This window comes from Actinoallomurus acanthiterrae, from assembly GCF_054775715.1.
The window spans coordinates 3,545,971-3,563,626 of sequence record NZ_BAAHCO010000001.1 but is presented as its reverse complement, the minus strand read 5'-3'; the positions used below and the strand labels follow the sequence as shown (position 1 = coordinate 3,563,626).

Genomic DNA, 17,656 nt, shown 5'->3' with positions numbered 1-17,656 from the left:
GTCTTCCATCCTGCTACTCCGCCGCCGCCTCGCGCACTACCGGATCGAACCTTCTTCGCTCCGCCGGCGACCGATCCGGAGAAGGAGCAGCCCCGCGCCGGCCAGCCCGAGACCGCCCAGCGCGACCGTCCCGTACGGGAAGCCGGTGTGGGGCAGGCGGTGGCCACCCACCGGCCGCGCGTGGATCGGCCGCCCGTGGTGCGGCAGTGCGGGGATCGGCCGGGCGTTGCGCGTGTGGCACGCCACGCTGTTGTTCCCCGGGTTCTCGTCGGGCGTTCCGGAGCCCACCGTGCTCACGCAGCGGAACCTGCCGGGGTGAGCGTGCGGCCGGGCGCGGACGGCCAGCCGGAGCGTACGGGTCTTCCCCGGCGGGATCGAACCGAGCGGGCAGATGAAGCCGGCGCCCTGGGTGACGCAGTGGTTCCGGTCCTTGCCGATGACGACGGGCGTGTCGCCGCCCGGGGTCTCCGCCTTGTTTCCAGGCCCGGTCGGGATCTCCACCGTGCCCTCAGACCGGGTCGGTGAGTCGACCTTGGTCCCGGGGCCCACCGGCGACTCGGCCGGACCGGTGCGGTGGATCCCGCTCTCGGCCCCGACCGCGTCGGTCTTACCGGGCTGGACCGCGACCCGCGCCGGCGACGAAGCGCACGACGCGCCCTGAGCGGCGGCGCCGCACGCCGGCGCGGCGGTCTCGTGCTGTCCCGCGCAGGCGCCACAGGACTGCCCCGCCGCGGGAGGCTGCGCGCCCGCACACGCATGGCAGGCCTGCCCCGCCGCCGACGTCTGCGCACCCCCGCACGCTTGGCAGGCCTGCCCCGCCGCCGGCGCCTGTGCGCCCCCGCACGCATGACAGGCCTGCCCGGTCGCCGGAGCCTGGGTGCCCGCGCACGCGCCGCAGGCGTGCCCGGCGGAGTTCGGCGCGGAGCAGGGAGGCGCGGCATGCGCCGTCTGAGCCGCGCATGGCGAGTCCGCGGGCGTCTCCCCCGCGGTCCGCAGCGGCTTGTCCTGCGTGATCCCGCACGCCGGGACGGCGGGCTTCAGCGGCGCGATCTTCCCCGCGAGCGTCTGCAGGGGACCGAACGGGGAACCGCAGGGCGAGCCGAGCAGGTCGCCCGCCACGGAGCTCCGGACCACGACGGCCTCAGCGGTCACGGGGCCTTCATTGGTCACCGAGATCTCGTACGGCACCTCGCTCCCGGGCTGTACGACCTCCGGCAGAGCGCTGTCGGTGACCGCCAGGTCGGTGGCCCGTGACGCCTTCACGGGCGGAAACGCCGCCTCCCGCGCCGTGGACCCGGGACGCCCCTGCCACGAGATCTTGGCCGGGCTGGACAGCGGCCGCCCGTTCGGCGCGTCCGGGTCGACCGTCGCGGTCAGCGTGCCGCGCTTCGTCCCCCCGCCGGGAACGACTCCGATGTCGCAGATCAGGTCCCGGCCGCCTCGCCAGTGGCACTTCTCCGGCGTGCCGACCACCTTGAGGTGGCGGTTCGGTCTCGTGGTGAACGTGACGTTCTTCGCCGGCGCGGATCCGGTGTTGGTGACGGAGTACGGCCAGCTGTAGGTCCGGCCGGGCACGACGGGCCCCTGCGGAGCCTGCGTGTCGAAGATGATCCGCGTACGCGGTGGGAGGCGCCGCCCCTTGCGGTCGCGCTCCACGCCCGCCGACCGGTGTTCCCGGCCCGAGGCGCCCTGATCCCCATCCGGCGCCGTCCGGTGGTCGGCCTGGGCTCCCCCGCCGGGCCGGCCGTCGTTCTCTTTGCCGCCGGTGCGCACGTCGTGCTCCCGCGCGCCGGGCCGGACGTCCTCCCGCCCGCCCTGCCTGGCGTCGTGCTCCCGCCCGCCCTGCCGGGTGTCGTGCTCCCGGCCCGCCTGCCGGTGGTCGTGCGTACGCGACGCCGAGCCCCCCGGCCCATCGGCGTTCGCGGTTCCGTGAGACGCGAGCTGCGGCATGACCGTAAAGCACGAAACGACCGCCGCCGCCGCGATGCCCCGGGTTCCGGCACGCGTGGTGCGGCCAGAGAAGTCGATCATCGTTGTCCCCCGTGACGTGCTCGGATGATTTGACAACGACCCGTTGTAACCGACCCCCGGGAGGGCTTCTAGCAGCCTGTCGGCGTGTCGTCACAAAGCGTGATGGTAAAAACCTGGGCGATCACGTAGAGATCCTGAACGGCCGGGACACACGGCGATAGTTTTCGATCAGCCCCCCACGTGAAGGAGCCGACCGTGCCCGAGAAGAAGGTGACCGCGGCCGCGATCGCCGGTGCCCTCGTGACGATCGTCGTCTGGATCCTGCACCTCTCCCACGTCGACGTCCCCCCGGAGGTCGTCGCGGCGGCGACCACGCTCCTGTCCGCCGTCGCCGGCTACCTCGCCCCGCACACTCACCGCCCGGACCTGGCACCCCCGGCGACGACGGCACAGAACCCGCCCGCCGCGCCCTGAGAAGGGGGCGGGGCGTGGACATCATGACCCTGGCGCCACCGCGCCGCGGTCGCCCCTGAGACACCGACGACCCACCCGGTACGGCGGGCGACGAGCCCCACCGCGTCTGACGGCGAGCCCGACCGCCGAGCGACGAGCCCGACCGTTGAGCGACGCGGTCAGCCGCCGAGCGACGCGGATCGGCCGCCGAGCAACGCGGATCGGCCGCCGAGCAACGCGGATCGGCCGCCGAGCAACGCGGATCGGCCGCCGAGCGACGAGCCCGACCGTCGAGCAACGCGGATCGGCCGCCGAGCGACGAGCCCGACCGTCGTGCGACGCGGTCAGCCGTCGGGCGGCGAGGCCGGGGCCGACGGGACGGACGTCGCGTACCGGCTCAAAGCCCCATGCGGTCCTCGCAGGCCGGGCAGGCGGCCTCGAGGTAGCGCACGGGGATCTGGTCCTCGTCCCACTCGACCGACGCGAGGACTCCGCATCCGAAGCACACGGGGCACAGTCCGACGCCGGTGAGGGCCTGCCGGACGGCGACCAGCAGGCGGCTGGGCGGCAGGCTGCGGATGACCTCGTCGACCTCGTCGCGGGTGCAGCGGATGCGAATGTGCCCGGTCCCGTCGCACTGCGGGCAGTCGCCTCTCCGGAGCAGGGCGGGGTCCTTCTGCAGGGTGACCAGCTCGCCGCTGCCGAGGCACATCTGACAGGGCATCACGATGCCCTGGAACGCCCCGTCCCCGACGGTCTCGTCGTTCACCGGATCCCCCCTTCCGCACCACCCGGTCCCCCGGTCGCCGCCGGTCCGAGACGGGCGGTGACCGGCCAGGTCTCCCTCTGCCAGCTTCCTCCAACCGGGGCGTTCGCACTGGCCTTTCTCCGAGCTCACCGCACCCCCGAACAGCAACAACTCGGCAATAACCGGCGAAATGGATCGCGGAATTTCATGATCCTCGGCGGTCGGCGCGCCAGGAGGTCATCGGTCGAGGAGGGCGTACACGGTGCTCGCGCGGGCGGCGACGGCTCCGTCCGCGGTCATCTCGATGTCCGCGAAGGCCAGCGTGCGACCGATCTTGGTGATCCGCGCCGTGACGAGCACGTCCATGTCCACCACCGGGCGCTGGAAGGTGCTGGACTGCTGCACCGTGGTCATGGGCACGTACGCCCCGCGCGCCGCCGACACCGCGATCACGGTCGCCGTGTCGGCCGCGGCCATCAGCGCCTGGCCCGACAGCGCGCCGCCCTCCCGGGCCAGCCGCGGCGACCAGGGCAGGCGCAGCACCGCCCGCAGGTCGCCGATCTCCTCGACGACCAGACCGAGGTCCTGCACCCACGGGGCGAAGCTGTCCTTGAGGATCGCGTTGCCGTCAGTGGCGCTCAGCGTCATGGCGCCATCATCTCCCGGCGGCCGTCGTGCTCAGGGATTCCGCACGATGCCCGCGCCCTCGCATACGGGGCACGTGGACCGTCCGGCCCCGTCGGTGACCGCGCCCAGGCCGCCGCATCTGGAGCATCGGCGCGTGCCCGGCGGCTTACTTCCGCCGTCCTCACGCTTGTCCTTGCCCATTTCGGCGAGCCTCCAGGATCTCATCCTCCGCGCGCTGACGTGCGGCACGTTCGATGGCCCGGTCGAGACGACCACGCAGGTCGTCGATGTCCGGCCGCCTGCCGGTGGCGGCGGCCACCTGGAGGAGCAGTTCGTCCCGATCCTTGGAGCACATGATCGATCGGTCGTGGGTCGCCCACCACGAGTCGTCTCCGCCCTGGAAGATCAGGCAGTTATGGACGACGACTCCGTCGTCGAGTCGGACACGCTCCATGGTCGGCATTCTCACACCTCCCCCTGCCGGGTCGGTGCTGCGCCGGGTCGCCGGACGGTGAGTTCCGGGTGTCCGGCTGTGGCCACGGCCCCGGACATCCGCGCCGGGGTCGTGGCGCCTCGGCCGTCTGCCGCCCAGTCCAGCGCGAAGCCCGCGCCTGCCCTATCTCGGAGAGGGCGGGGGCTTTCGTCGTGCTGTGGGTCAGTAGCGCGTGGGCTTCATTCCGGGCAGCGGGCCGTGCTCCTTGCCGGTGCCCCAGCACATCCGGCACGGCTCCTCGATGCGAATCCACTCGATCGCGCCGGTCGCGGTCAGGCTGGGCTTCTCCGGACGCCACTGGCGTGTGCCGCGGCACCAGCGGCAGTCCCAGTCGTCGCGGTCGCACCAGGAGCATGGGTCGAGATTGCACCGTTCGTTCTTGGTCGTCAGCTGCATTTCCCGGTCTCGTTGCAGGTGGAGCACTTAACGGTTGTCTTGTACCACGAGACGCTGCCGTCCTTCTCTTTCTTCGGTTTCTCGGCCTGCAACCCCGGGCGAGGGCCATGACCCCAGGTGCTCGCGTCTGCTCCCCGGTGCCGCAGCGTCTTGGAGACCGCCGGGTGGGATTCCCAGCCCCGCGCCCGGCTGTCGCCTGCCCCGGCACGCGCAGCGGTCGATGGTGTGCCGGGACGTCTGACACTCGCGGCGGGTGGCCGACGACACTGACGTTGGTGCGCACCAACCGGAACGCGGCGCTCTGCCGCTGCGGCTCCGTCACGTCGGCGCCCCGATCTGCCGCAGTTCCTCGGCCGCGGCGTTCCTGAATCTGGTCGGCGCTGCCGCGAGCCCAGCGAGAACATGCTCACCGATCGGTGAGGTCTACCGAATAGGAAGCCGTACCGATGCCAACGCCCCAAGACCTGTCCGATGCTGCCTGGAGGAAGAGCATTCGCAGCAGCGCGAAGGGCTCATGTGTCGAAGTTGCGACGCTGTCCATCCGCTCCGACGAGGAGTAGTCCAGAGAAGGAAGAAGGGGCCCCGGCGCTCGCCGACGGCCCCTTTCCGTACCTTGGCCGCGGTGCGCGGCAGCGGATCTCTCAGCCTCTGACCAGGGTCGCGACACACTCCACGTGGTGGGTCATGGGGAAGGCGTCGAAGGCGCGCAGTCCGGACAGCGTCCAGCCGTGTTCGGAGAAGAAGGCCAGGTCACGGGCCAGCGTGGCGGGGTCGCACGAGACGTAGGCGATCCGGCGGCCGGCGAGTTCGGCGACGCGCTTGACGACGTCGCGGCCGGCGCCGGTGCGCGGCGGGTCGAGGACGACGAGGTCGGCGCGGTTCAGGGTGGATTCGCCGCGGCCGAACTTGATCTCCTGCAGGACGGTCTCGACGTCGCCCCGTTCCACGGAGACGTGCGGGAGGTCGCGGAGGTTGAACCGGGCGTCGTGCACGGCCTGGGCGTCCGACTCGATCCCGACCACGAGGCCGCCCGGGCCGATGGCCTCTCCGAGCACGCCCGCGAACAGGCCCGCGCCGCAGTACAGGTCGACGGCGATGTCGGTCTTCCGTGGCTCCAGGGCCTCGACGACCGCCTCGGCGAGGATCGCGGCGGCGCCGGGATGGACCTGCCAAAATCCGCTGCCGCTGACCTGCCACAGCCGTCCGGCGACGTCCTCGCGGACGAAGGGCGGCCGCTCCGGCTTACCGGGCCGGTCCGGCCGACCCGGCCGGTCCGACCGACCGGACCGGTCCGGCCTGCCGCCGACGAGGCGTACCGGTGCGTCCATGCGGGGAACGCGGGCCCGGCCCTTGGAGGACAGGACCGCGAGGCGGTCGGCGGTGCCCGCGGACGCGATGGCCTCGACGCCGGTCGCGCCGGGCCAGCGCTTGCGTTCGATGCCGAGCGCCTCGACCTGCGGGTGCGCGATCAGGCACTCGTCGATCGGCTCGACCTGGTGCGAGCGGTGCTTGCGCAGGCCGACGACGCCGTCCCTGCGGACCGCGAACTGCACGCGCGTGCGCCAGCCGAGCCCGTCGGGGGCGCCGGGCACCTCCTCGACGACGACGTCGCGTTCGACGCCGGCCAGCCGGCGGAGCTGCTCCTTGACGACCTCGGCCTTGAGGAGGCGCTGGGCGGGCAGGGAGGCGTGCTGCCAGTCGCAGCCCCCGCAGCGGCCGGGGCCGGCGAACGGGCAGGGCGCCTGCACCCGGTCGGGAGACGCCTCGAGGATCTCCACGGCGTCGGCGCGCAGGAAGTGCTTGGTCTCCTGGGTCACGCGGGCCAGCACGCGCTCGCCCGGCAGGGTGTGCCGGACGAACACGACGCGCCCTTCGTGCCGGGCCACGCACCAGCCGCCGTTGGCGACCGCTCCGATCTGGAGTTCGATCAACTCAGACGATTCCACCGGCGGCACGGGACCCCTCCGATTCGACTTCTTGCTCTGGGCCGTACGGTCGGCGCACGGAACCGGGGGCCGGCGGCTCCTGCCGGCCCTTGAGGCGGTCGGACGAGGCGAGCTGCCAGGGCACGCTCACGACCATCACGCCGGGCTGGAACAACAGGCGCGTCTTGAGCCGCAGCGCGCTCTGGTTGTGCAGCAGATGCTCCCACCAGCGGCCCACGACGTACTCCGGCAGGAAGACGGTCACGACGTCGCGCGGGCTGCGCCGGCGGACGCTCTTGACGTACTCCAGGATGGGCCGGGTGATCTCGCGGTACGGCGAGTCGAGGATCTTCAGCGGCACCGGAACCGCGCGCGTGTCCCACTCCTCCTGGAGCTTCTGCGACTCCTCGGGGTCGACCGCGACGGTGATCGCCTCGAGGGTCGAGGGGCGGGTGGCCCGCGCGTACGCCAGCGCCCGCATCGTCGGGCGGTGGATCTTGGACACGAGGACGATGGCGTGGTTGCGGGAGGGCAGGGCGACGTCCTCGCCGCTGATCTCGAGCTCGGCGGCGACGCGGTCGTAGTGCCGCCGGATGCCCCGCATCATGACGAACAGGACACCCATCGCGACGCAGGCGATCCACGCGCCGAGCAGGAACTTCGTGACGAGCACCACGACGAGCACGATGCCGGTGACGCACCCGCCGAAGGTGTTGATGGCCCGGGAGGTCTTCATCCGGCGGCGCGCGCCGGGGTCGGTCTCGGTCCGCAACAGGCGGTTCCAGTGACGCACCATGCCGGTCTGGCTGACCGTGAAGGACACGAACACGCCGACGATGTAGAGCTGGATCAGCGACGTCACCGAGGCGTCGTACGCGTAGATCAGCAGGCCCGCCATCGCGCCGAGGATGATGATGCCGTTGCTGAAGGCGAGCCGGTCGCCGCGGGTGTGCAACTGGCGGGGCAGGTAGCGGTTCTGGGCGAGTACCGAGCCGAGCACCGGGAAGCCGTTGAACGCGGTGTTGGCCGCGAGGACCAGGATGAGGGCGGTCATCACCGTGACGTAGGCGAACCCGGGCTTGAAGTTGCTGAACACCGTGTGGGCGACCTGCGCGATCACCGGGTCCTGGTCGGAGACGTCCTTGCCCGCGGCGTTGACCAGGTGGGTGTTCACCCCGGGATCGGCGAACTTGGCCTTGGTGATGTAGGCGAGCGCGACGATGCCGCCGAACATCGAGGCGGCGACGGTGCCGAGCAGCAGCAGCGTGGTCGCGGCGTTCTTGCCCTTAGGCGGCCGGAAGGCCGGCACGCCGTTGCTGATCGCCTCGACGCCGGTCAGCGCGGCGCAGCCCGAGGAGAACGCGCGCAGCAGCAGGAAGACGAGCGCGAAGCCGCCGATGCCGAGATCGGGCCCCTTGATCGTCAGATGGGCGGTCTCGGCCTCCAGGTGCGCGCCGAACGCCAGCCGCGTGAAGCCCCAGATCAGCATGCCGAAGACGCCGAGCATGAACAAGTACGTCGGGATCGCGAAGGCGACGCCGGACTCCCGGATGCCCCGCAGGTTCATGATCGTCAAGATGGCGACGACCGTGATGGCCGCGAGGACCTGGTGGGGCTGGATGAAGTGGATCAGCGCCCCGAGGTTCTCGATCCCGGAGGAGACGGAGACCGCGACGGTCAGCACGTAGTCGACCAGCAGCGCGCTGGCCACCACGATGCCGGAGTTGCTGCCGAGGTTGGTGGTGGCGACCTCGAAGTCGCCGCCGCCGCTGGTGTAGGCCCGGACGTTCTGCCGGTAGGAGGCCACGACGGTGAGCAGGATGACGATGACCGCCCCCGCCACCCAGGGCGTGAAGTGGTACGTCGCGAGCCCCGCGAGGCCGAGGGCGATCAGGATCTCCTGGGGCGCGTAGGCCACGGACGACAGCGCGTCACTGGCGAACACCGGGAGGGCGATCGTCTTAGGGAGTGTCTGCTCGTGGGCCTGGGCGCTGCGCAGCGCCCGGCCGAGCAGGAGCCTCTTGACGAGGTCGGGAGCCTTCGACACGACAGGTAAGGCTAGTCGCTCTCAGAGCCGTGAGATCCACCCAGCCCGGGGGATGAATGCAAGTGCCGCCCTTAAGACGGGTCAGGAAGTGCTCTGGACACCCTGGCCTGTGTAGGTTTCATCAGGTCAAGCGGAGCCAAGCGGACGGCACCGGCGCCGGGAAGGACGACCGTGCATATCGTGATCATGGGTTGCGGGCGAGTGGGTTCGACCCTCGCCCACATCCTGGAGGACAAAGGCCATACGGTGGCCATCATCGATCAGAGCCCCGAGGCCTTCCGCCGCCTGCGCGGGGGCTTCAAGGGGCGCCGGATCACCGGGTTCGGGTTCGACCGCGACGTGCTCGTCGAGGCCGGGATCGAGCAGGCCTCCGCTTTCGTCGCCGTCAGCAGCGGTGACAACTCCAACATCATCTCGGCCCGGGTCGCCCGCGAGACCTTCGGCGTGGAGAACGTCGTCGCGCGCATCTACGACCCCCGGCGGGCAGAGGTCTACCAGCGGCTCGGCATCCCGACCGTGGCGACCGTCCGCTGGACCGCCGACCAGATGATCCGGCGACTGCTGCCCGAGGGCGTGTCGTCGCTGTGGCGCGACCCGACCGGCGAGGTCGTGCTCGCCGAGGTGCAGACGGACCCCAAGTGGATCGGCGCCAAGGTCTCGGCACTGGAGGAGGCCGCGAAGACCCGCGTGGCGTACCTGTCCCGCATGGGCGAGGCGCTGGTGCCCACCGGTGACTCCGTCATCCAGGACGGCGACGTCGTCCACGTGATGGCGGCCTCCGGCGACATCGAACGCATCAACGACGCCGTGTCCCAGCGGCCCGAGCAGAGGGTGGAGTAATGCGGGTCGCCATCGCCGGAGCGGGTGCCGTGGGCCGCTCGATCGCCCAGGAGCTCCTGGAGAACGGCCACGAGGTCCTGCTCATCGACAAGAACCCTCGGTCGATCAAGGTCGAGGCGGTGCCGCGTGCCGAGTGGCTGCTCGCCGACGCCTGCGAGATCGCCTCGCTCGACGACGCCGGGCTGGAGCGCTGCCACGTCGTCGTCGCGGCGAGCGGCGACGACAAGGTCAACCTCGTCGTGTCGCTGCTGGCCAAGACCGAGTACGGCGTGCCCCGCGTCGTCGCGCGGATCAACCACCCCAAGAACGAATGGCTCTTCAACGAGTCCTGGGGCGTCGATGTCGCGGTCTCCACGCCACGCCTGCTGTCCGCGCTGGTCGAGGAGGCGGTCAGCGTCGGCGACCTGGTCCGGCTGATGACCTTCCGGCAGGGCGAGGCGAACCTCGTCGAGCTGACCCTGCCCGAGGACGCGCCGCTGGCCGGTCAGCTGGTCGGCTCGGTGATCTGGCCGCGTGACACGGCACTGGTGGCGATCCTGCGCGAGGGCCGGGTGCTGGTGCCGAGCTCGGACGACACCCTGGAGGCCGGGGACGAGCTGATGTTCGTCGCCAGCCAGGACGTCGAGGACGAGCTCGGCGATCTACTCTCGGCGCACTGACGCGCGCGCCGCCGGACGCTCTCCGGCGGCGCGACGTCGGCGCGTACGCCACCGGACACTCGCCGAGGGCGAGCCGACGCCCGCTGGAGCTCTCCGGCGGGCCGGCATCGGCGTGTAGGCCGCCGGACACTCCCTGAGGACGAGCCGACATCCGCTGGAGCTCTCCGGCGGCGCAGCATCGGCGCGTACGCCACTGGACGCTCCCTCAGGGCGGGCCGACGCCCGCCGGGCGGGCTCCGGTGGACGCGTCGTGTCAGGACTTCGGCGCGCTCGTGGCCGTCTCCATGGGGGTACGGCCACGGGCCAGCAGCCAGGCCATGGCGGCCAGCGCCGCGACCTGCAGCGGCCAGCCCATCACGACCTTGGCCGCCCCGAGCCAGCCCACGTGCCCCGCGAGGTAGAGGGGGTACTGCACGGCCACCCGCACCAGACAGGGGAGCAGCAGCAGCCAGGTGAGGCGGGAGCAGAGCCGGACGATGTCGCGGTCCCGGTGCCAGGCGGTCGGATCGCCGGTGACCGACCCGATGAGGAACCCGACGACGGGCCAGCGCACGACGATCGACAGGAGCATCGCCGCGGCGTAGCCGGCGTTGTAGAGGATGCCGGGCAGGAAGGCGTCCGCGGCCTTGCCCGAGCGGAGGGCGAAGAACGCCGCGATCGCGATGCCGAAGATGCTGTTGAGCACGAACTGGACGGTCGAGCGCTGCGCGAGCCGGACGGCCAGCAGCACGACGGCGAGACCGGCCCCGATGCCCAGGGACAGCTGGAGCTTGTGACTGACGATCCAGGAGACGGTGAAGCCGATCGTCGGGATCGCCGCCTCGACCACGCCGCGCGGGCCGCCGAGCGCCTTGGTCAGCTGCTTGCGCACCGCCTCCTCGACGGTGTCGTACGCGGCGCGCTCACCCTCCGCCGGGCTCGCGCCGTCGGCCGGACTCGCGGCGTCGGCGTCGTCCTCGGCCGGCCGGGCCTCGGAGGCCGCTGCCGGCGCCTCGCCGTCCGTGGCCTCGGGACGGCTCCGCTCGGTCATGATCCTCCCCGCAGTTCGTACCGCGGGTTGAACATCACCTTCCGGCCGTCCTGGACGCTCACCAGGCCCTCGGCGCGCACGAGACGGCCGGGCTCGATCCCGGCGATGCGCCGCCTCCCGAGCCAGACCAGGCTGATCACGTCGGATCCGTCGTAGAGCTCGGCCTCCAGGGCCGGGGCCCCACCGCGCGGTCGGAGTGTCACGGTACGTAGCGTACCCGCCACGCAGGCGCGTCGCCGCGCAGCGCACTCCTTGATCGGGGTGGCGCCCTCCTCGCCGGTGGTCTTCTGCAGTTCCTCGGCCTCGAGCTCCGCCTTGCTCGACGTCAGGCGGCGCAGAAAGCCGCGCAGACCTCGAGGGCCCTGAGGGCTCTCCTGCGCCGTACCGGCCGGCACTTCGTCCATGATTCGCAAGCGTATGCCATCGCCTGGTGCAACAGACCACCACGCAAGGGTTAAATCATGCTGCACCCGGGCGAACGCGCTTACGGGCCGCGAATTCGGCCTCATCGGGGTGCCGGGCGAGGGCCGCCTCGGCCGATCCCAGCTGCCACGGCACGCTGGTGACCATCACGCCCGGGCGGAACAGCAGACGTGCCTTGAGCCGGAAGGCGCTCTGGTTGTGCAGGATGTGCTCCCACCATCGGCCGACGACGTACTCGGGGATGAAGACGCAGACGACGTCCCGTGGGCTCTTGAGCCGGATCCTGGTCACGTAGTCCAGGACCGGTCCGGTGATGTCACGGTACGGCGAGTCGAGGATGGTCAGCGGCACGGGGATGTCGCGTTCGGCCCAGGCGCGCTCGAGCCGGTCGGCGTCCTCCTGACTCGTCGCCACGCTCAGCGCGGTCAGCGTGTTCGGCCGGGTCGCGCGGGCGAAGGCCAGCGCCCGCAGCGTCGGGGTGTGCACCCTGGAGACGAGCACGACGGCGTGGATGCGGCTGGGCAGCGGCACGTCCTTCTCGCCCGGTTCGAGCTCGGCGGCGATCCGCCGGTAGTGCCGATGGATCCCCTTCATCATCAGGAACACCAAGGGCATCGTCACCACGACGATCCAGGCGCCGTGCATGAACTTGGTCAGCAGCACGATCACCAGGACCAGTCCGGTGAGGAGCGCCCCCACGAGGTTGATCGCCCGAGCCCGGTGGACGGTACGCCGGGCGGCCGGATCGGCGAGCCGGCGCAGTTCGTCGCCCCAGTGCTTGACCATGCCGGACTGGCTGAGGGTGAAGGAGACGAAGACGCCGATGATGTAGAGCTGGATGAGGCGCGTGGTGCTGGCATCGAACGCCCAGATCAGCGCGCCCGCCAGCAGGGACAGGATCACGATGCCGTTGCTGAAGACGAGCCGGTCGCCGCGCCGGGCGAACTGCCGGGGCAGGTACCCGTCACCGCCGAGGATCGAGGCGAGAATCGGGAAGCCGTTGAACGCGGTGTTGGCCGCCAGCACGAGGATCGCGGCGGTGAACGCCTGCACCAGGAAGAAGAAGACCGACCCGTGCCCGAACACCGCCGCGCTGAGCTGGGCGATGACCGTCTTCTGCTCGTAGCCCGACGGCGCGCCGATCAGTTGCGCCGGATTGTCTGCAATGTGCACATGCGCCGCGAGCGCGAGGACCGTGATGCCGCCGAACATGGTCACGGCGAGCAGGCCCATGATCGTCAGCGTGGCGGCGGCGTTCCGGCTCTTCGGCGGCTTGAAGTTCGGCACGCCGTTGCTGACGGCCTCGACCCCGGTCAGCGCCGTACACCCCTGGGCGAAGGCCCGCAGAGCGAGCAGGACGGCCGCCGCCCCCACCGTGCTGTGCGTCGCGTGCACCCCCAGGGTGGCCGACTCGGCGGTCGGCGCGTTCCCGAACAGGATGCGGACGAGACCGACGATCAGCATGACGAAGATGCACACCACGAAGCCGTACGTGGGGATCGCGAAGGCGGTGCCCGACTCCTTGACCCCGCGCAGGTTCATGACCGCGAGCACGACGATCAGCACGAGGGAGATGCCGACGGCGTGCGGGCCGAGCGAGGGGAAGGCGGAGACGATGTTGGCGACGCCCGCCGCGACGGAGACGGCGACGGTCATGACGTAGTCGATCAGCAGCGCGCTCGCCGCGACCAGAGAGGCGCTCTCACCGAGGTTGGCCCGGCTGACGGCGTACGCGCCGCCGCCGTTGGGGTAGGCGTGACAGGTCTGCCGGTAGGACGCGGTGACCACCAGGAGCAGGAAGACGACCCCCGCCCCCACCCACCAGGACAGGTAGAACATCGCCAGGCCGCCGAGGCTGAGCGCGAGGAGGATCTCCTCGGTCGCGTACGCGACGGAGGAGAGCGGGTCGCTGCAGAAGACGGGGAGGGCCAGCTTCTTCGGCAGCAGCGTCTCCCCCATCTGCCCGGTCCGGAGCGGCCGGCCGACGAGGAAACGCTTGGGCATCTGCAAGACGGCTTGCTTCACGATTGCCAGCAAACCGGCCGGAGTCAGGTCAATCGGCGTTCCCTAACGCCGCCCTAACGCCCCCACCCTCCTTCTTAACGCGTCCTTAACACCCCACCGACGCTGGAAGATCGACTCGGCTTCTTGATCATTTAGACTGCGCCGGTGATTCGCGCAGCCGCAGTGGAGGACGCGCCCGCGATCGGCGCCCTCAAGGTCCGCGCATGGCGGGCGGCGTACGCCGGGTTCATGAGCCGGGGTTTCCTCGACGGACTCGACCCGGACCGGGAAGCCGGGGACTGGGCCGAGTACCTGGCCGCGATTCCGGACACGGACCGGCTGTGGGTCGCCGAGGAGGCCGGGTCCGTGCTCGGCTACTGCCGCACCGGGCCGGCGGACGGGGATCCCAACCTGGGTCCGCGCGCCGCGGAGATCTACGGCCTCTACGTCGCCCCGGACCGCATCGGCAGCGGCCTGGGCCGGGAACTCTTCGGCCACGCGGTCGCCGACCTCGAAGAGCGCGGCCACCGGCCCCTGTGCGTGTACGCGTACGTCCCGAACGACCGCGCCCTACGGTTCTACGAACGAGCGGGGTTCGCCGCTGACGGCGTCACACGCCTCGACGATGACATCAGCGTGACCGAACTGCGCCTCGTCAAGCCCCGTTCGTAGGGATCAAGCGGGGACACGGATCAGCGTTCGAAGCGGTAGCCCATGCCCGGTTCGGTGATCAGGTGGCGGGGGCGGGACGGGTCCTTCTCCAGTTTGCGGCGCAGCTGGGCGAGGTAGACGCGGAGGTAGCCGGTCTCGTTCTCGTATGACGGGCCCCAGACCTCGCGGAGCAGTTGCTGCTGGCTGACGAGGCGCCCGGCGTTGCGCACGAGTACCTCGAGGACGTGCCACTCGGTCGGGGTGAGGCGTACGTCGGCGCCGTCGCGGACGGCCTTCTTGGCCGCCAGGTCGACGGTGAAGTCGTCGGTGACGATCACGGCGTCCTCTTCGGGCGGGGCGGCCCGTCGTACGGCGGCGCGCAGCCGGGCCAGCAGTTCGTCCATGCCGAACGGCTTGGTCACGTAGTCGTCGGCGCCGACGTCGAGCGTCTCAACCTTCTCCTCAGAGGCGTGCCGGGCGGACAGGACGATGATCGGCACGCTCGTCCAGCCGCGCAGACCCCTGATCACCTCAGCGCCCTCCATGTCGGGCAGGCCCAGGTCGAGGACGATGACGTCGGGGTGGCGGCGCGCCGCCAGGTCGAGGGCGGTGCGGCCGTCGGGGGCGGCGTCGACCTCGTAGCCGCGGGCCCGCAGGTTGATGCGCAGCGCGCGGACGATCTGCGGCTCGTCGTCGACGACGAGTACTCGTGTCACGTTTCCCCCTTGCCTGCCCGCACCGTACCGTTCGTCCCGGTCGGCAGTGAGAACACCATGGTCAGTCCGCCGCCGGGGGTGTCCTCGGCGCGGAGGTCGCCGCCGACGGCCTCGGCGAAGCCGCGCGCCACCGCGAGGCCCAGGCCGACCCCGCTGCCGCGCGGCCGGTCGCCGAGCCGCTGGAACGGCTCGAACATCCGGGTCTTGGAAGAGTCCGGGACGCCCGGCCCGCGGTCGGCGATCCGCAGCTCGACCATGCCGCCGTGCTCGCTCGCGGTGACCCGGACCGGCTCGGGGCCGCCGTGCCGTACGGCGTTCTCGATGACGTTGGCCAAAGAGCGCTCCAGGAGTCCCGGGTCGGCGACGACGGGCGGCAGGGTGTCCGGCACCTCGACCTTGACCTGGTCGCCCGGAACGTTCGCCAGGGCCGGCTGGATCACCTCGTCGAGGGAGACCGTACGGGCGAGCGGGTTGACGACGCCGGTCTGCAGGCGGCTCATGTCGAGCAGGTTGGCGACGAGGCCGTCGAGGCGGTCGGCCGACTCCTCGATCGTGGCCAGGAGCTCGGCCTCGTCCTCGGGGTCCCAGCGCACGTCCGGTGAGCGGAGGCTGCTGACGCTCGCCTTGATGGAGGCCAGCGGCGTCCGCAGGTCGTGGGAGACCGCCGCGAGGAGGGCCGTACGGATCCGGTTGCCCTCGGCGAGCCGCCGGGCCTCCTTCGCCTCCTCGGCCAGCCGCCGGCGGTCGAGGGCGGCCGCCGCCTGGTAGGCGAAGGCGGCCACGACGCGGCGGTCGGCGGCCGGCAGCACCCGGCCGTCCAGCGCGAGCGCCAATGTGCCGCTGACCTGCACGGTGACGTCCGCGTCACCGGGCCGCGCGCAGGTCCCCGGGCCGACCGACGCGACGGGCGCCCAGTCGTCGCCGGAGCGTTCGAGCAGCGTCACCGAGGACAGCCCGAACGTCTCCCTGACACGCTCGAGCAGCTCGGGCAGGGCGTCCTCGCCGCGCAGCACGCTCGTCGCGAGCATGCTGAGCGTGGTCGCCTCCGCGCGCGCCTGCGCCGCCTGGGAGCTGCGCCGCGCCGCAAGGTCCACGACGGTGGATACGGCGACGGCCACGGTCACGAACACCGCGAGGGCCATGGCGTTCTCGAGCTCGGCCACGGTGAGGGTGTGCAGCGGGGGGGTGAAGAACCAGTTGACGAGCAGGAACCCGGCGACGGCGGCGACGATCGCGGACCACAGCCCGCCGACGAGCGCCACACCGACGGTCAGCGCGAGGAAGAACAGCAGTTCCGTGGGGAGCCCGAAGTGCCGCCCGAACGCCGACAGCAGTGCGGTCAGCCCCGGCGGGCCGAACAGCGCGAGGAGCCACCCGGCCGTCCGCCGTCCACGGCCCAGCGACGTGGGCGGTATGGCCGCCCGTCCCCTGCCCTTGCCGGCGTAGTCGTGGGTGACGATGTGCACGTCCACGTCGCCGGACAGGCGGGCGACGGTCGCGCCGACGCCCGGCCCGAAGGCTGACTGCCAGCTGCTCCGCCGGCTCGACCCGAGCACGATCTGCGTGGCGTTCACGGCCCGGGCGAACTCCATGAGGGCCTTGGGCACGTCGCCGCCCGTGACCTGGTGGTAGGAGCCGCCCAGGCTCTCCACGAGCGCGCGCTGGCGGGCGAGCGCCTCCGGCGACCCGTCGGCGAGGCCATCTCCCCTGGCGACGTGCACGGCGACCAGGTCGGCCCGGCCGGCCCGGGCGGCGATGCGGGCGGCGCGGCGGATGAGCGTGTCTCCCTCGGGGCCGCCGGTCAGCGCGATGACGATCCGTTCCCGCGCCTCCCAGGTGTCGGTGATGCCCTTCTCATCCCGATAGCGGGCGAGCGCGTCGTCGACACGGTCGGCGACCCAGAGCAGGGCCAGCTCGCGCAGCGCGGTGAGGTTGCCGATGCGGAAGTAGTTGGACAGCGCCGCGTCGATCTTCTCCGGCTCGTAGACGTTGCCGTGGGCGAGGCGGCGGCGCAGCGACTCCGGCGCCATGTCGACCAGCTCGATCTGGTCGGCGCGCCGGGCGACCTCGTCGGGCACGGTCTCCCGGGGCCGTATCCCCGTGATCCGCTCGACGACGTCGGCGAGGGACTCCAGGTGCTGGACGTTGACGGTGGTGACGACGTCGATGCCCGTGTCGAGGAGTTCCTCGACGTCCTGCCACCGCTTGTGGTTGCGGGACCCGGCGATGTTGGTGTGCGCGAGCTCGTCGACCAGCGCCACCTCGGGGCGGCGGGCGAGGATCGCGTCGACGTCCATCTCGGTGAAGACCCGGTCGCGGTGGGCGATCTCGCGGACCGGCACCGTCTCCAGGCCGTCGAGCAGCGCCGTGGTACGCGCCCGGCCGTACGTCTCGACGTAGCCCACGACGAGATCGACGCCGCGCTCCACCCGCCGCTGGGCCTCGTCGAGCATGGCGTACGTCTTGCCGACCCCCGGCGCGGCACCGAAGTAGATCTTGAGCCTGCCTCGCGTCGCTATCTGATTCACCCCCTTCCTGAATTGTGTCCCCGATGACGGTATTCGAGACGGACGGTCCCGGTCCGCAGGCAGTTAACACCTGAATACGCCCGTTTCCGGCGTCCTTGACGGCCCCATGGCAGCACCCGGCACCGCCTTAACGCCGTTCTAACGC

At 71.5% G+C, this 17,656-nt stretch carries 17 protein-coding genes; 5 read left to right on the top strand and 12 right to left on the bottom strand.

The genetic code is table 11. The annotated features are described in order from the left end of the window. Positions 1–36 precede the first annotated feature (36 nt). Positions 37–2,031 carry a hypothetical protein gene (locus tag ACYVF7_RS17380; RefSeq protein WP_460341130.1) on the bottom strand — a complete coding sequence of 665 codons (1,995 nt, stop codon included), beginning with the start codon at positions 2,029–2,031 and terminating at the stop codon, positions 37–39. A 195-nt stretch (positions 2,032–2,226) separates the two neighbouring features. Here ACYVF7_RS17380 and ACYVF7_RS17375 point away from each other — a divergent pair, with 195 nt between their 5' ends. Continuing rightward, the gene (locus ACYVF7_RS17375) at positions 2,227–2,445 is read left to right on the top strand and encodes a hypothetical protein (protein ID WP_460341128.1); all 219 of its coding nucleotides are present in this window, start codon (positions 2,227–2,229) and stop codon (positions 2,443–2,445) included. Between the two features lie 376 nt (positions 2,446–2,821). Here the strand turns inward: ACYVF7_RS17375 and ACYVF7_RS17370 are convergent, their stop codons facing one another. From ACYVF7_RS17370 to ACYVF7_RS17355, 4 genes are all read right to left on the bottom strand, one after another. After that, positions 2,822–3,193: a hypothetical protein gene (locus tag ACYVF7_RS17370; RefSeq protein WP_460341125.1), complete on the bottom strand. Its 372-nt coding sequence runs from the start codon at positions 3,191–3,193 to the stop codon at positions 2,822–2,824. Between the two features lie 216 nt (positions 3,194–3,409). After that, the gene (locus ACYVF7_RS17365; RefSeq protein ID WP_460341123.1) at positions 3,410–3,820 is read right to left on the bottom strand and encodes a PaaI family thioesterase; all 411 of its coding nucleotides are present in this window, start codon (positions 3,818–3,820) and stop codon (positions 3,410–3,412) included. Between the two features lie 160 nt (positions 3,821–3,980). Beyond that, a complete protein-coding gene (locus ACYVF7_RS17360) occupies positions 3,981–4,253 on the bottom strand; it encodes a hypothetical protein (RefSeq protein WP_460341120.1) in 273 nt (90 codons plus the stop codon). A 201-nt stretch (positions 4,254–4,454) separates the two neighbouring features. After that, complete coding sequence (locus ACYVF7_RS17355; RefSeq protein ID WP_460341117.1) at positions 4,455–4,688, bottom strand: hypothetical protein; 234 nt, start codon at positions 4,686–4,688, stop codon at positions 4,455–4,457. A gap of 446 nt (positions 4,689–5,134) precedes the next feature. Here ACYVF7_RS17355 and ACYVF7_RS17350 point away from each other — a divergent pair, with 446 nt between their 5' ends. After that, positions 5,135–5,248: a DUF397 domain-containing protein gene (locus ACYVF7_RS17350; protein ID WP_460341114.1), complete on the top strand. Its 114-nt coding sequence runs from the start codon at positions 5,135–5,137 to the stop codon at positions 5,246–5,248. An 81-nt stretch (positions 5,249–5,329) separates the two neighbouring features. Here ACYVF7_RS17350 and ACYVF7_RS17345 read toward each other — a convergent pair whose 3' ends face one another. Beyond that, positions 5,330–6,634 carry a class I SAM-dependent RNA methyltransferase gene (locus tag ACYVF7_RS17345; RefSeq protein WP_460341111.1) on the bottom strand — a complete coding sequence of 435 codons (1,305 nt, stop codon included), beginning with the start codon at positions 6,632–6,634 and terminating at the stop codon, positions 5,330–5,332. Continuing rightward, positions 6,621–8,660, bottom strand: coding sequence for an APC family permease (locus ACYVF7_RS17340; RefSeq protein ID WP_460341108.1), 2,040 nt, complete (start codon positions 8,658–8,660; stop codon positions 6,621–6,623). The genes ACYVF7_RS17345 and ACYVF7_RS17340 overlap by 14 nt, the downstream gene beginning before the upstream one ends. Positions 8,661–8,831: 171 nt before the next feature. Here ACYVF7_RS17340 and ACYVF7_RS17335 point away from each other — a divergent pair, with 171 nt between their 5' ends. Both ACYVF7_RS17335 and ACYVF7_RS17330 read left to right on the top strand, forming a co-directional pair. After that, on the top strand, positions 8,832–9,500 hold the full coding sequence (locus ACYVF7_RS17335; RefSeq protein WP_460341106.1) for a potassium channel family protein: 669 nt from the start codon (positions 8,832–8,834) through the stop codon (positions 9,498–9,500). Beyond that, positions 9,500–10,159: a potassium channel family protein gene (locus ACYVF7_RS17330; RefSeq protein ID WP_460341103.1), complete on the top strand. Its 660-nt coding sequence runs from the start codon at positions 9,500–9,502 to the stop codon at positions 10,157–10,159. Before ACYVF7_RS17335 ends, ACYVF7_RS17330 begins: the two co-directional genes overlap by 1 nt. 253 nt (positions 10,160–10,412) lie before the next feature. On the opposite strand, the gene ACYVF7_RS17325 is transcribed toward ACYVF7_RS17330, so the two are convergent. The 3 genes from ACYVF7_RS17325 to ACYVF7_RS17315 are packed head-to-tail and all read right to left on the bottom strand — an operon-like array spanning position 10,413 to position 13,637. After that, positions 10,413–11,189: a DUF3159 domain-containing protein gene (locus ACYVF7_RS17325; RefSeq protein WP_460341100.1), complete on the bottom strand. Its 777-nt coding sequence runs from the start codon at positions 11,187–11,189 to the stop codon at positions 10,413–10,415. Then, positions 11,186–11,593: an OB-fold nucleic acid binding domain-containing protein gene (locus ACYVF7_RS17320; RefSeq protein WP_460341098.1), complete on the bottom strand. Its 408-nt coding sequence runs from the start codon at positions 11,591–11,593 to the stop codon at positions 11,186–11,188. Before ACYVF7_RS17320 ends, ACYVF7_RS17325 begins: the two co-directional genes overlap by 4 nt. Positions 11,594–11,648: 55 nt before the next feature. Next, positions 11,649–13,637, bottom strand: a complete 1,989-nt coding sequence (locus tag ACYVF7_RS17315; RefSeq protein ID WP_460341095.1) for an APC family permease — start codon at positions 13,635–13,637, stop codon at positions 11,649–11,651. A 144-nt stretch (positions 13,638–13,781) separates the two neighbouring features. Between ACYVF7_RS17315 and ACYVF7_RS17310 the strand changes: the two genes are divergently transcribed. After that, positions 13,782–14,288: a GNAT family N-acetyltransferase gene (locus ACYVF7_RS17310; protein ID WP_460341092.1), complete on the top strand. Its 507-nt coding sequence runs from the start codon at positions 13,782–13,784 to the stop codon at positions 14,286–14,288. 20 nt (positions 14,289–14,308) lie between these two features. On the opposite strand, the gene ACYVF7_RS17305 is transcribed toward ACYVF7_RS17310, so the two are convergent. Continuing rightward, positions 14,309–14,983, bottom strand: a complete 675-nt coding sequence (locus tag ACYVF7_RS17305) for a response regulator (RefSeq protein WP_460341090.1) — start codon at positions 14,981–14,983, stop codon at positions 14,309–14,311. Beyond that, on the bottom strand, positions 14,980–17,511 hold the full coding sequence (locus ACYVF7_RS17300) for a DUF4118 domain-containing protein (RefSeq protein ID WP_460341088.1): 2,532 nt from the start codon (positions 17,509–17,511) through the stop codon (positions 14,980–14,982). The genes ACYVF7_RS17305 and ACYVF7_RS17300 overlap by 4 nt, the downstream gene beginning before the upstream one ends. Positions 17,512–17,656 lie beyond the last annotated feature (145 nt).

Bases quoted from the DNA above. Each gene is read 5' to 3' on its own strand.
- ACYVF7_RS17325 (WP_460341100.1), bottom strand. From the start codon at position 11,189: ATGACCGAGCGGAGCCGTCCCGAGGCCACGGACGGCGAGGCGCCGGCA.
- ACYVF7_RS17320 (WP_460341098.1), bottom strand. From the start codon at position 11,593: ATGGACGAAGTGCCGGCCGGTACGGCGCAGGAGAGCCCTCAGGGCCCT.
- ACYVF7_RS17330 (WP_460341103.1), top strand. From the start codon at position 9,500: ATGCGGGTCGCCATCGCCGGAGCGGGTGCCGTGGGCCGCTCGATCGCC.
- ACYVF7_RS17360 (WP_460341120.1), bottom strand. From the start codon at position 4,253: ATGGAGCGTGTCCGACTCGACGACGGAGTCGTCGTCCATAACTGCCTG.
- ACYVF7_RS17365 (WP_460341123.1), bottom strand. From the start codon at position 3,820: ATGACGCTGAGCGCCACTGACGGCAACGCGATCCTCAAGGACAGCTTC.
- ACYVF7_RS17350 (WP_460341114.1), top strand. From the start codon at position 5,135: ATGCCAACGCCCCAAGACCTGTCCGATGCTGCCTGGAGGAAGAGCATT.
- ACYVF7_RS17355 (WP_460341117.1), bottom strand. From the start codon at position 4,688: ATGCAGCTGACGACCAAGAACGAACGGTGCAATCTCGACCCATGCTCC.
- ACYVF7_RS17380 (WP_460341130.1), bottom strand. From the start codon at position 2,031: ATGATCGACTTCTCTGGCCGCACCACGCGTGCCGGAACCCGGGGCATC.